Here is a 12,972-nt window from a genome sequence, read left to right on the forward strand (position 1 = left end):
TGTAAGCCTTGCCTGTGTCATAAGGCTTTTTATTTTGCCCCAAAAGTACGCCATATAATTAACGATTGCAACTAATTTTTATTAAAAAACAATGCGAAATCTTTAGATTAAGGTACTTTCATACGCTTTTGTACATCCATAACACTTCACCCGACCAATACAGGATTTGCATGGTCGGGTGAATGGATTATAACTACTTATTCTTTTGTGAGTTCCGGTATTTCAATAGTTGTGCCATACGGTACATTGTTGGGGTTCTTAATAACCTTCGGATTGTGTTTCACAATGTATGGCCACATTGCCTTTGTACCATAAAAACGCAAGGAAACCCTAGTCAAAGTTTCTCCTTCTTTGATTGTATATTTTGTCTTGGTTCCCGTAATCTTATAAGATGCTGAATCCAGATAGGCAGAAGTAGCAGGTTGTTGTGTAACCGTTTGAGGTTCTGCTTTGACAGGAATAGCTTCTTCTTTTTTGGCAACCGGTTGTGTCGTGGTAGCGACTTTGGATACATCAGGCGTTATTATCTTTGTAGTATCCTTATGTGCAATCGTATCAGAAAGTTGCGCTTCCGGTTGAACGGGTTGAGTCGTCACAGGCGGCATATCCAGTGCATTCTTGTCAGATGAAGAAGAAAATAAATCCGGATAATAAATAAATAGAATGACACCTCCACATAATAACAAAACGACTACAATAACAGCTATTAAATAAGGTACAGGAGATTTTTCCTTCACCGGGGCTGTCTTTTTAGAAACCGGTTGGGATATTTGTTTCGGTTGGACCGGCTTTATCGTTTCTTTTTCAGCAGGAGGCACTATGGGAGTCACAGGTTGCAGATTTGCTTTTAGAAGCTCTTGCTCTATAATCTTTTCGGCAGTGATCTTTTCTTTTTCTTCTTCTATAGATGCTGGTTGCTGTTCATCGATTGTCACTTCCTCCTCCGGAACCTCTTCATCTTCCAACTGTTCTACCTTTTCTTCGATATTAGTCTCTGTAATGATCTCTTCAGGCTCTTTAGGAGATGTCTGTTCTGTCAATTCCTGTACTATTGCAGATTCCTCAGTAATAGCAAGTTCTTCAATGGACTCTTCCACAAGTGGGCGACTGGCTATTTGCTCTTCTTGAATCGGCTCTTCTTCTGAAAGATTATCAGTACCTTCATTTTCTTCTATCGCAGTAGTTTCAGAATTATCCCCCATCTCATTCAATACAGTTTGTGCTGATGCTTCCTCACCTGCTTCTTCTTCCTCTGTATCTTCTATCGGAGTATCTTCCAAAATTGTATTTTCATTCAATACAACAGTCTCAAAGTGTGCGAAAGGCTTATTTATTGTATCTCTTAGATTGGCATCCGGAGAAAATGAGACTTTTGTATGTCCCTTTATCTGGAAACGTTCTCCTGTGTTGACATTGACACTTTCCCGGCTATCTACATCAATAAGTTTGAAAGTTCCCAATCCTTTGATTTTTACAGTCTTTTCGTTCTCCAAAGCTTGTTCTATCAAGAGAAAAAACTCTTTAACAAACGCTTCGGCGTCTTTCTTGGTCATGCTATGTTTGGCTGCCAATAAGTCAGTAAGGTCTTGAATTGTTAGTCTTTCATTCATAACGGGAAATTATTTATTTAAACTTATCTTTCAATGTATTGCTAGGTCTATAAGATAGCACTAATTTGGGTGGAACCAACATGCGTTGTTTACTTGCCGGGTTGATTGAAATTCGTTCCGCTTTCTTTTTAACTTCAAAAGAGCCGAATCCTTGAACTGCAATCACATTACCTTCTTCCAATTCTTGTGTCATGCTGGACAACAAAGAACCTATCAATTCGGAAGTATCCTTGATTGTGTATCCCAATCTTTCCGCTAGTTCGGATGTAAATTCCTTATTATTCATAGTCATTTATAATCTTTGCATATAAATCAAAATCGTCTGCATTCGTCACTTCCACCTGATAAAACTGTCCGATCTTAAGTTCTCTCTCTGAACGCTTAACCAGCACTTCCGGATCTACTTCCGGTGAATCAAATTCTGTTCGTCCAATATAATAATCTCCTTCCAAACGGTCGATGATAATTTTCATCTGTTTACCGATTTTTTCCGCACTTAATTCTGCCGAGATACCTTGCTGGATGTCCATCAATTCATCAAGTCTGGCTTGTTTAACCTCTTGTGGAATAGAATCTTCGTATGCTTTTGCAGCATAAGTTCCCTCTTCTTCGGAATATGCGAAAGCTCCCATCCGATCGAAACGTACTTTGCGCACAAACTCTTTAAGCTCTTCGAAGTCTTCCTCGGTTTCTCCGGGATGCCCTACCATTAAAGTTGTTCGCAGGTGAATGCCTGGCACTTCTTTACGAAATTGTTCAATCAGTCGGTAAGTATCCTCTTTGCTCACTTGCCGACGCATTAATTGCAACATATTGTCGCTGATATGCTGAAGAGCAATATCCATATATTTACATACATTATCGCGTTCACGCATAACCCGGAATAAATCCGTTGGGAAATGTGCCGGATAGGCATAATGCAACCGAATCCATTCCACGCCAGGGATATCGGAAATACGTTCAATCAGTTCCGGAAGCATTTGCTTCTTATACCGATCGATTCCATAATAAGTCAATTCCTGTGCGATCACCTGAAATTCTTTCACGCCTTGCGATACCAGGTATCGTACTTCGTCCAGAATTTCTTCCATTGGTTTGGAAATATGGTGTCCTGTAATAATAGGGATAGCACAATAAGAACATTTACGATCACATCCTTCTGAAATTTTCAGGTAAGCATAATGCTGGGGAGTTGTCAATGTCCGTTCGATATATAATTCATCGTGATAGACCTTTCCCAAGTCCTGTAAAAGCTCCTTCCAATTAAACTTCCCATAAAACTTATCTACCTGTGGTATCTCAACAGCTAATTCCTTGAGATAGCGTTCGGAAAGACAACCCATCACGAAAAGTTTCTTTAAATCCCCTTCTTCCTTTCTTTCAGCGAACTCCAGAATCATATTTATGGATTCTTCTTTGGCATCACCAATGAAACCACATGTATTGATTACCGCAATTTCTCCTTGCGGATTTTCAGTGTCATGAGTTACGCTGTATCCGACTTCCTCCAATTGGCGCATTAGCTGCTCGGAGTCAACCAGATTTTTAGAACATCCTAAAGTAATAATATCTATTGTTTTTCTTTTCATGCATTTTCTCCAAACAAGGAATCAACGAATTCATTTTTACGGAATACCTGCAGGTCTTCCATGCCTTCGCCTAGTCCGATATACTTAACAGGAATCTTGAATTGATCGGAAATACCAATCACAACACCACCTTTAGCGGTTCCATCAAGCTTAGTGATGGCCATAGCGGTAACTTCCGTCGCCAAAGTAAATTGTTTGGCTTGCTCAAATGCATTTTGTCCGGTGGAACCGTCCAGTACCAATAAAACTTCATCCGGTGCATCAGGCACTACCTTTTTCATCACATTCTTAATTTTGGTCAACTCGTTCATTAAGCCTACCTTATTGTGCAGACGACCGGCTGTATCAATAATAACCACATCTGCGTTATTGGCAACGGCCGAACTAAGAGTGTCATAAGCCACAGATGCGGGATCTGCTCCCATTTTCTGTTTAACTACGGGAACTCCTACCCGTTCTCCCCAAATCATTAGCTGTTCCACAGCTGCAGCGCGGAAAGTGTCAGCGGCTCCCAAGTAAACGGATTTACCTGCTTTCTTGAATTGATAAGCCAGTTTACCAATGGTCGTAGTTTTACCTACCCCATTTACTCCCACAACCATAATGACATAAGGTTTTCTTGCGATGGGTACGTCGAAATCAGCTACATCACCCGAATTATTTTCAGTAAGCAGAGCTGCTATTTCGTCACGTAATATAAGATTCAGTTCCTGAGTATTTACATACTTATCTGCAGCAGCACGTTTTTCGATGCGCTTGATAATATTTAAAGTTGTTTCTACGCCGACGTCAGATGTAATCAGCACTTCTTCCAGATTATCTAATACTTCATCGTCTACTTTTGACTTGCCAGCCACAGCACGAGCTATTTTACTGAATACGCTCTCTTTGGTTTTAGATAATCCTTTATCTAAAGTTTCCTTCTTCTCCTTTGAAAAAAAACTAAAAAATCCCATATTTACACTTGTTTGTATAATACATTTGCTACAAAGATATAACAAAGGATTGGAAAAGTAAAAAAAGAAGCAATAAAAAATCCCCTCATTGTTCGCCAATGAGAGGATTTTGCAGTTATAGCGTATATGCTATTTCGATTATTTTTTGAAAAAGTCTTGTACTTTTTCGTTCGGAACCATTTGTTCATCAAAAACGTATGCTCCAGTTTTCGGAGATTTTACCATTTTGATAACCTTGGTATAAGCACGACCTTCTTTAGAACCTTCGTGCAAACTTGCTACTGTTTTCTTTGCCATGGGTTATACTACTTTATTATTTAATTTCCTTGTGTACTGTTACTCTCTTCAGAATCGGGTTGTATTTTTTCAACTCAAGTCTTTCTGTAGTATTCTTTCTGTTCTTAGTTGTGATATAACGAGATGTTCCCGGCATTCCACTGTCTTTGTGTTCTGTACATTCCAGAATCACTTGTACTCTGTTACCTTTTGCTTTCTTTGCCATTGTAAGTTTTCTCCTCTACGTTTAGCCGATTACTTTAATGCTTTTCCAATCACAATAACCTTTAGCCACTGCTTCAGTCAGCGCAGCATCCAGTCCTTTTTTGTTGATAATACGCAACCCGTTAGCGCAAAGGCTAAGGCTGATCCAACAATCCTGTTCTACATAATAGAACTTTTTGTTAAACAAGTTCAAATCAAAGGTTCTTTTAGTTCTTCTCTTTGAGTGTGAAACATTGTTGCCAATCATGGCTTTCTTTCCGGTAATTTGACAAATCTTCGACATTTCTATCTTATTTTTATAGTTTTATATCTATACTTATTTCAAACAGGACGCAAAGTAAGCACTTTTATCCGTATAAAACAAGAATTTCTTAAAATAATTCACTTTCAGGCACCTATTTTTCTTTATTTGAGTAAATCACGGAGCATTAATAGGGCATTATTGCCAGCTCTTTCAATGTTCATGCTTCTTCCGCGGTTTGTTTCTTGCTTGTAAGTATGAATTTCGTTTTTATAACCAGCAGCTATCCAAACAGTTCCCACCGGCTTTTCCGGAGTACCACCTCCAGGGCCTGCTATCCCTGAAGTAGCAACAGCGCAATCTGTTTTTAATGCTTTCATCGCACCTTTTACCATTTCAATCACAGTTTCCTCACTGACAGCTCCATATTGTTCCAAAGTTTCGGAGGAAACGTGCAAAAGCCCCATTTTCACTTCATTAGAGTAGGCCACTACACTTCCATTAAAATATTCAGAACTGCCGGCGATGGAAGTCAACCGTGCGGCAATACTCCCCCCGGTACAACTTTCTGCGGTGGAAACGGTCAATTTCTTCTTTTTTAAAAGCTCACCGACTATAACCTCCAATGGTGTATCTTCTTCACTGAAAATATCTTCACCAAGTATTTCCTCTAATTTTAACTTTTCACGTTCAAGAAGAACTTTTACTTCTTCTCTGTTTTGTCCTCGTCCGGTCAGTCTAAGACGAATAATGCCAAGTTTGGGTAGATATGCCAATTTAATGCATTCCGGTAAAGCGTTCTCCCACGATTCTAACTTTTCGGCTAATACAGATTCTGGATAGTGCTGTACGAGAAATGTTTGATGCATAATAACATCCGTTTGAAACCTATCGTGCAGCTTAGGTAACACGCTTTCTGTCATCACAGCAATCATCTCTTGTGGAACGCCCGGCATGGAAACAAGTACCTTGCCATCCCTCTCGAACCAACTGACAGAAGCACTTCCCACAGGGTTATTTATTACCATACAATCTTTCGGGACCATTGCCTGGCTTTTATTGAGTGCATTCATTGGTATTTTTCCTGCCAGTACCCGCTTTACGTTTTCGAATACTTCTTCGTTGAAAACCAGTTCCGTATGGAAGTATTTACATAAAGTCTGTTTGGTAATATCGTCTTTGGTAGGTCCGAGTCCTCCGGTTACTAAAACAATATTCACCCTTTCCATCGCATTATCAATCGCTTCCATGATTTCTTCTTCCCGGTCACGGATTGAAACAATACGAAGAACCTCAATACCTATTTTATTTAATTCCTGTCCCATCCAGGCAGAATTAGTATCGACAACCTGTCCTATCAGCAGTTCATCGCCAATGGTTATTATTTCGGCAAACATACTTCTTAGTTTTATCCTATTATATATAAGGTATACTTATTATAATGTCACACGCGAATAAGCCGGAAGATCAATAGAACAAAAATCCTTATCCAGGTATTTGAAATATCCGGTAATGGCGATCATGGCTGCATTATCAGTCGTATAACTGAATTTAGGGATAAAAATGTTCCAGCCATATTTCTCGGCATGTTCCCGGAAAGCATTACGCAATCCATTATTTGCAGAAACTCCTCCGGCCACAGCTATTTCATTAATCTTATATTCTTTGGCGGCTTTTCGTAATTTATCCATCAGAATATCCACTACAGTAGCCTCCAATGATGCTGCAAGATCTACTTTATGGTGTTCTATGAAATCAGGATCTTCCTTTAACCAGTCGCGTAATGAATATAAAAAGGAAGTTTTCAATCCGCTGAAGCTGTAATCTAAACCAGGAATATGCGGTTTGCTGAATGTAAAAGCTTTCGGATTTCCCTGACGAGCCAGTTTATCAATGATCGGTCCGCCGGGATAACCAAGTCCCATCACTTTAGAGCATTTATCAATAGCTTCACCTGCGGCATCGTCAATAGTCTGTCCAAGAATCTCCATATCATTATAGGCTTTGACCAGTATGATTTGTGAATTTCCTCCAGATACCAGCAAACAGAGAAATGGGTAAACAGGTTGTCTCTCTTCTTCTCCTTCCGCTTTAATAAAATGAGCTAAAACATGTCCGGTCAAATGATTAACATCAATCATTGGGATGTTTAAAGAACGAGCGAATCCTTTTGCAAAGGAGACTCCAACAAGCAAAGACCCCATCAATCCCGGTCCGCGAGTGAAAGCTACCGCGCTCAACTCTTCTTTGGTGACGCCGGCACGTTTTAATGCTTCATGTACTACCGGTACGATGTTTTGTTGGTGTGCCCGTGAAGCCAACTCGGGTACTACTCCACCGTATGCTTCATGTACGGCTTGACTTGATACCACATTTGACAGCAAATAACCATCCTTGATTACGGCTGCCGACGTATCGTCACAGGAGGATTCAATTCCTAAAATTATTGCACTCATAAGTATTTAAACTATTAAACGGTGCAAAAGTAATCATAAAACTACGATTCGTAACGAACTATTTTATATTTTTGTCCGCAAAATAAAAGTTATCGCATATCAGAACGCTGAAAAAGACTGTACGCTGGGTAGTAGGTATTGTACTGGGAGTATATATCGGGACTATTGTTTTGCTGAATATACCAAACATTCAGCAAGCAATGAGTGTATTTGTAGCTGAAGAACTTTCTGAAGTTTTAAATACAAAGGTAGTGATTGGTAGAATTAATATGGGTCTATTGAACCGTATTATTATTGATGATGTATTGCTTGACGATCAGAGTGGTCAGGAAATGCTCAAAGTCACACGTTTGTCTGCCAAGTTCGATATTATGCCCTTTTTTAAAGGAAAGATATCCATTAGCAGTGTCCAGCTTTTCGGATTTAATATCAATCTCCGGAAAGAGACTCCGGATTTCCCTCCTAATTTTAAGTTTGTTTTGGATGCTTTTGCTTCCAAAGATACCGTGAAGAAAGAAAACTCCCTTGATTTGCGTATTAATTCCATCCTGATTCGTCGTGGAAGGATGTCTTATCATGTGTTGTCGGAAGAAGAAACACCGGGGAAATTTAATGCTAAGCATATTCAGCTTCAAAATATCATCGCTAATATATCGCTGAAGGCATTAAGTAAGGACTCTTTGAATTTAGGGATCAAGCGATTGAGCCTTGATGAAAAAGCATCCGGCTTCTCTTTGAAAAAAATGAGTTTGAAACTGGTTGCCAATAACAAGCAGACAAACATTGATAATTTTACAATAGAATTGCCCGAAACCTCTCTCAAGCTCGATACCATTCATTTGGAGTATGATAGTTTGAAAGCTTTTGACCGTTTTACAGAACAGGTGCATTTCTCTTTCCGTACTTTGCCATCGCAAGTTACTTTAAAAGATATTTCTCCTTTTGTCCCTATCCTCTCGCATTTCAAGGAACCGGTGACGTTGGATATGGAGGTGAAGGGAACTGTGGATCAGTTGACTTGTTCGCATCTGGAGATTACAGCCGATGACCGTCAGTTCCGTCTGCGAGGAGATGTATCGCTTCAGGACTTATCGCATCCACAAGATGCGTATGTATATGGAACCCTTTCCGAACTTTCGGCCAATACGCGCGGAGTCGGTTTTTTAGTGCGTAATTTGAATCCTAATTATAATGGAGTTCCTCCTCTTCTCGAACGTTTGGGCAACGTGAGTTTCCAGGGAGAAATTTCGGGATACTTCACGGACTTAGTTACTTATGGACAATTACAAACGAGTCTTGGAAATGTAAAGACCGACTTAAAATTGAGTTCTGATAAGACAAAAGGATTGTTTGCGTATTCCGGAGCTGTCAAAACAGAGGATTTTCAACTAGGTAAATTATTGGATAATGAGGAATTGGGAGAAATTACTTTCAATCTGGATGTACATGGCCGGCATATTGCTGACCACTTGCCTGCCGTAGAATTGAAAGGACTGATTGCTTCGATAGATTATAGCAGATATAGATATGAAAATATCACACTGGACGGAGAATACAAACAAGGCGGATTTAATGGAAAGATTGCGTTGGATGATCCTAATGGCTCTATTTATCTGAATGGAGACGTAAATGTTGCATCCAAAGTTCCTACTTTTAATTTTCTTGCAGTAGTCAATAAAGTACGCCCACATGATTTGAATCTTACGACCAAATATCCTGATGCAGAGTTCTCTTTAAAACTGAAAGCCAATTTTACAGGTGGATCAGTGGATGAGATGATTGGAGAAATCAATGTGGATAGCTTGGAATTTACAGCTCCGGATAAAGCATATTTCATGCAGAATATGAATATCCGGGCAACCAAACAAAATGGAGAAAATCAGCTTAGATTGACTTCCGAATTCCTGAAAGCAAGCATAGAGGGAAAATTCCAATATCACACATTGCCTGCCAGTATTCTGAATATTATGCGGAAATATGTGCCGTCTTTGATATTACCTCCCAAGAAGCCGATTGAAACCCATAATAACTTTTTGTTTGATATACATATATATAATACGGACATTTTATCTACGATATTTGATATACCGTTAACGGTATATACTCATTCTACGTTGAAGGGATATTTTAATGATGCTTTACAACGCTTGCGTGTAGAGGGATATTTTCCCCGTCTGCAATATAAGAACAACTATATTGAGTCAGGTATGATTCTGTGCGAGAATCCGGCAGATCATATTCATGCACGGGTTCGTCTGACTAATTTGAAAAAGAAAGGGGCAGTCAATCTATCTCTGGATGCACAAGCTAAAGATGACAATGTCAGTACGACTTTGGATTGGGGAAATAATGCTGCAGCAACATATAGCGGGAAATTAGCAGCTGTTGCCAAATTTCTACGTACAAGTGGAGAAAAGTCATTGTTGAAAGCGATGGTGGATGTGAAGCCTACTGATGTTATTTTAAATGATACTCTCTGGAAGATACATCCTTCGCAGGTGGTGGTCGATTCCGGACGAGTGGATGTGAATAATTTCTATTTTAGTCATCAGGATAGGTATGTACGTATTAACGGCCGGCTTTCCGAGAATCCTAAAGATACTGTAAAGGTTGATCTAAAGGATATAAATATGGGATATGTATTTGATATTGCAAGTATATCCGACGATGTAAATTTTGAGGGCGATGCAACAGGAACGGCTTATGCAAGCGGAGTGTTTAAAAAGCCTATCATGAATACCCGTTTATTTATAAAGAATTTCTCACTCAATCACGGTCGTTTGGGTGAACTGGATATATATGGTGAGTGGGATAATGAAAACAGAGGTATCCGGTTGGATGCATCCATTCAGGATATATCTCCTTCTCCGTCGCGTGTCACGGGTATTATTTATCCATTAAAACCCGAGAGCGGACTTGATTTAAATATTGAAGCAAATGAATTGAATCTGAAATTCCTCGAACATTATATGAAGTCTATTGCCAATGATATTAAAGGGCGAGGAACAGGAAAAGTACATTTCTATGGAAAATTTAAAGGATTGAACCTGGATGGTGCGGTTATGACAGATGCATCCATGAATTTTGATATTTTAAACACACATTTTGCGGTAAAAGATACTATTCATTTGGCTCCTACCGGATTGACATTCAATAATATACATATCTCTGATATGGAAGGGCATTCGGGGAGAATGAATGGATATTTGCATTTCCAGCATTTTAAGAACCTAAACTATCGTTTCGAGATACAGGCAAATAATATGCTTGTGATGAACACAAAAGAATCGACAGATATGCCTTTCTATGGTACGGTATATGGTACCGGGAATGTATTGCTCTCTGGAAACGCCATACAGGGGCTCGATGTAAATGTGGCCATGACTACAAATCGAAATACTACCTTTACCTATATTAATGGTAGTGTAGCATCGGCTACTAGCAATCAGTTTATCAAATTCGTGGATAAAACACCTCGTCGTACTATCCAGGATTCTGTTCAAGTAATCTCATATTACGAACAAATACAGCAAAAACGTCAGGAGGAGGAAGAGCAGAAAACAGATATCCGTTTGAATATTCTCGTGGATGCAACTCCCGATGCCACCATGCGAATCATTATGGACCCTATTGCCGGAGATTATATCAGCGGAAAAGGTACGGGAAATATCCGGACGGAATTTTATAATAAGGGCGATGTGAAAATGTTTGGTAATTACCGGATCAATCAAGGAGTATATAAATTTAGTTTGCAGGAAGTGATTCGTAAAGACTTTATTATCAAAGATGGAAGTACAATAACGTTCAATGGTGCACCTTTGGATGCTAACATGGACATACAAGCTTCATATACAGTGAACTCTGCCTCTTTGAATGATTTGATACCGGATGCTTCGGCTATTATACAACAACCCAATGTGCGTGTAAATTGTATCATGAATCTAAGTGGTATGCTGGTACGACCGACTATCAAACTGGGTATTGAGCTTCCGAATGAAAGAGATGAAATACAAACATTGGTACGTAATTATATCAGTACGGAAGAGCAAATGAATATGCAGATTCTTTATTTGCTGGGTATTGGCAAGTTCTATACGGAAGATGCCCGTAATAATAATCAGAATTCGAATGTGATGTCATCGGTGCTCTCATCTACTCTCTCCGGCCAGTTGAACAATGCACTTTCACAGGTCTTTGAAACGAATAACTGGAATATCGGTACGAATTTGAGTACGGGTGATAAGGGTTGGACAGACATGGAAGTAGAAGGTATTTTGTCGGGACAATTATTGAATAACCGTTTATTGATAAACGGAAACTTCGGTTATCGGGATAATCCGATGGCTAATACTAACTTTGTAGGAGACTTTGAAGCAGAATGGCTGATTACCCGTTCGGGAGATATTCGTTTGAAGGCTTATAATGAGACAAATGACCGTTATTACACAAAAACAAACTTGACTACACAAGGTGTAGGTATCATGTATAAAAAGGATTTCAATAAATGGAGTGATCTATATTTCTGGAATAAATGGCGGTTACGCAATAAGCGGAAACGGGAAGAAGCTGAAAAGGTGAAACCGCAACAAACGGACAGCATCACTGATAAAACTGCTAAATCGGCAGTGAAAAGAAAACGTGTACAGGAGCAGTAAAAAATAATAAACGATGACATATCCCCCAGGAATTATGTCATCGTTTGTTGTTTGTGAGAATTATGTTTCAGAATTATGCACTTTGACCTATGAAAGGACAGTACCGTTCTCGCCTATGTTTACTACTTTATCTACATCCCCCTTCTCAAGTTCAATTCGATAATATATGCTACCATCTGCTTTTTCAATATACTCCGCTTCGTCAAAACGATATTCTCCATATTGATTATTGAGAGTATTGTTTACTGCTTCAGGCAATTCATTCTGACGTATTTCCCATGAAGTAGAATACCAATTTCCAGTCTGGTTGAACAATACATCTTTGGGGATTCCATTATGAATGATATCTACCTCTGTATATCCAGAATCCCAATCATTTCTATCATCCTCAACGTCTACTTCCATGATTCTTGCATTCGGATACTTTTCATTGATGAAGTTTTTCATAGCTTCAGTCAATTGTACAGGAAGATGTTCGTTGTTATCATCATCAGTGTCTACAATGCTTTTAATCAGAGTTCCATCAGCAGAATAATACAAATCGACCTCCTGATTCTGCTTTTCGACTTCAATTACGAAAACAGTTTCAACGCCTGTCCGTTCCAGTTTGTCTATATCATCCCGCTTCCATGAGGCATATTCGCTGTTCTCAAAAGACATTTTTACTGCTTGTGGTAATGCATTGTAAGGAATGTCCGTTTCTGTCATTTGCCATTTACCATCTTGGGTGAACCATGCAGATGCTTCATATCCGTCATAGAAATCTGCTACATAATATCCAGACTTAGTTTCCCACTTCACATTTGCAGCATTAGGGAATTTGGATGAAAATGCACTTTGAAGTTCGGCAGGAACAGCTATTGAACCATCGTCATCGTTGTCACAACTTTGCAGACTCCATGTGACGCTTAGTGCCAGTAAAAGTGTATAAATCTTTAGTTTCATCTTTGTTCAATTTAAATAG

The 12,972-nt window shown here is 39.2% G+C and carries 11 protein-coding genes; 1 reads left to right on the forward strand and 10 read right to left on the reverse strand.

Annotated elements, in window-relative coordinates:
- Positions 1 to 197: 197 nt before the first annotated feature.
- The 9 genes from BSCG_RS16940 to tsaD form a co-directional block, all read right to left on the reverse strand.
- Positions 198 to 1,610: an HU family DNA-binding protein gene (locus BSCG_RS16940; protein ID WP_008022338.1), complete on the reverse strand. Its 1,413-nt coding sequence runs from the start codon at positions 1,608 to 1,610 to the stop codon at positions 198 to 200.
- A gap of 13 nt (positions 1,611 to 1,623) precedes the next feature.
- Complete coding sequence (locus tag BSCG_RS16935; protein ID WP_004314362.1) at positions 1,624 to 1,896, reverse strand: HU family DNA-binding protein; 273 nt, start codon at positions 1,894 to 1,896, stop codon at positions 1,624 to 1,626.
- A complete protein-coding gene (rimO, locus tag BSCG_RS16930; RefSeq protein WP_008022336.1) occupies positions 1,889 to 3,199 on the reverse strand; it encodes a 30S ribosomal protein S12 methylthiotransferase RimO in 1,311 nt (436 codons plus the stop codon). The genes BSCG_RS16935 and rimO overlap by 8 nt, the downstream gene beginning before the upstream one ends.
- The gene (ftsY, locus tag BSCG_RS16925; protein WP_004295981.1) at positions 3,196 to 4,155 is read right to left on the reverse strand and encodes a signal recognition particle-docking protein FtsY; all 960 of its coding nucleotides are present in this window, start codon (positions 4,153 to 4,155) and stop codon (positions 3,196 to 3,198) included. The genes rimO and ftsY overlap by 4 nt, the downstream gene beginning before the upstream one ends.
- Before the next feature lie 138 nt (positions 4,156 to 4,293).
- Positions 4,294 to 4,452, reverse strand: coding sequence for a DUF4295 domain-containing protein (locus BSCG_RS28715; RefSeq protein WP_004295982.1), 159 nt, complete (start codon positions 4,450 to 4,452; stop codon positions 4,294 to 4,296).
- A 16-nt stretch (positions 4,453 to 4,468) separates the two neighbouring features.
- Complete coding sequence (rpmG, locus tag BSCG_RS16920) at positions 4,469 to 4,657, reverse strand: 50S ribosomal protein L33 (protein WP_002560155.1); 189 nt, start codon at positions 4,655 to 4,657, stop codon at positions 4,469 to 4,471.
- Positions 4,658 to 4,678: 21 nt separating this feature from the next.
- A complete protein-coding gene (gene rpmB / locus BSCG_RS16915; RefSeq protein WP_004314359.1) occupies positions 4,679 to 4,939 on the reverse strand; it encodes a 50S ribosomal protein L28 in 261 nt (86 codons plus the stop codon).
- 122 nt (positions 4,940 to 5,061) lie between these two features.
- Complete coding sequence (locus tag BSCG_RS16910) at positions 5,062 to 6,294, reverse strand: competence/damage-inducible protein A (protein ID WP_008775676.1); 1,233 nt, start codon at positions 6,292 to 6,294, stop codon at positions 5,062 to 5,064.
- Between the two features lie 39 nt (positions 6,295 to 6,333).
- Positions 6,334 to 7,353, reverse strand: a complete 1,020-nt coding sequence (gene tsaD / locus BSCG_RS16905) for a tRNA (adenosine(37)-N6)-threonylcarbamoyltransferase complex transferase subunit TsaD (RefSeq protein WP_004306076.1) — start codon at positions 7,351 to 7,353, stop codon at positions 6,334 to 6,336.
- Between the two features lie 200 nt (positions 7,354 to 7,553).
- On the opposite strand from tsaD, the gene BSCG_RS16900 reads away from it, so the two are divergent.
- A complete protein-coding gene (locus BSCG_RS16900) occupies positions 7,554 to 12,008 on the forward strand; it encodes a translocation/assembly module TamB (RefSeq protein ID WP_008775677.1) in 4,455 nt (1,484 codons plus the stop codon).
- Between the two features lie 87 nt (positions 12,009 to 12,095).
- Here the strand turns inward: BSCG_RS16900 and BSCG_RS16895 are convergent, their stop codons facing one another.
- Positions 12,096 to 12,953, reverse strand: a complete 858-nt coding sequence (locus BSCG_RS16895) for a PepSY-like domain-containing protein (RefSeq protein WP_004312442.1) — start codon at positions 12,951 to 12,953, stop codon at positions 12,096 to 12,098.
- Positions 12,954 to 12,972: the final 19 nt, after the last annotated feature.

This window comes from Bacteroides sp. 2_2_4 (genome assembly GCF_000157055.1).
Lineage (GTDB): Bacteria > Bacteroidota > Bacteroidia > Bacteroidales > Bacteroidaceae > Bacteroides > Bacteroides ovatus.

What these genes read in the sequence shown, in the direction of transcription:
- ftsY (WP_004295981.1), bottom strand. Translation starts at nt 4,155, where the DNA reads ATGGGATTTTTTAGTTTTTTTTCAAAGGAGAAGAAGGAAACTTTAGAT.
- tsaD (WP_004306076.1), bottom strand. Translation starts at nt 7,353, where the DNA reads ATGAGTGCAATAATTTTAGGAATTGAATCCTCCTGTGACGATACGTCG.
- BSCG_RS28715 (WP_004295982.1), bottom strand. Translation starts at nt 4,452, where the DNA reads ATGGCAAAGAAAACAGTAGCAAGTTTGCACGAAGGTTCTAAAGAAGGT.
- rpmB (WP_004314359.1), bottom strand. Translation starts at nt 4,939, where the DNA reads ATGTCGAAGATTTGTCAAATTACCGGAAAGAAAGCCATGATTGGCAAC.
- BSCG_RS16900 (WP_008775677.1), top strand. Translation starts at nt 7,554, where the DNA reads ATGAGTGTATTTGTAGCTGAAGAACTTTCTGAAGTTTTAAATACAAAG.
- BSCG_RS16895 (WP_004312442.1), bottom strand. Translation starts at nt 12,953, where the DNA reads ATGAAACTAAAGATTTATACACTTTTACTGGCACTAAGCGTCACATGG.
- BSCG_RS16940 (WP_008022338.1), bottom strand. Translation starts at nt 1,610, where the DNA reads ATGAATGAAAGACTAACAATTCAAGACCTTACTGACTTATTGGCAGCC.
- rimO (WP_008022336.1), bottom strand. Translation starts at nt 3,199, where the DNA reads ATGAAAAGAAAAACAATAGATATTATTACTTTAGGATGTTCTAAAAAT.
- BSCG_RS16935 (WP_004314362.1), bottom strand. Translation starts at nt 1,896, where the DNA reads ATGAATAATAAGGAATTTACATCCGAACTAGCGGAAAGATTGGGATAC.
- BSCG_RS16910 (WP_008775676.1), bottom strand. Translation starts at nt 6,294, where the DNA reads ATGTTTGCCGAAATAATAACCATTGGCGATGAACTGCTGATAGGACAG.
- rpmG (WP_002560155.1), bottom strand. Translation starts at nt 4,657, where the DNA reads ATGGCAAAGAAAGCAAAAGGTAACAGAGTACAAGTGATTCTGGAATGT.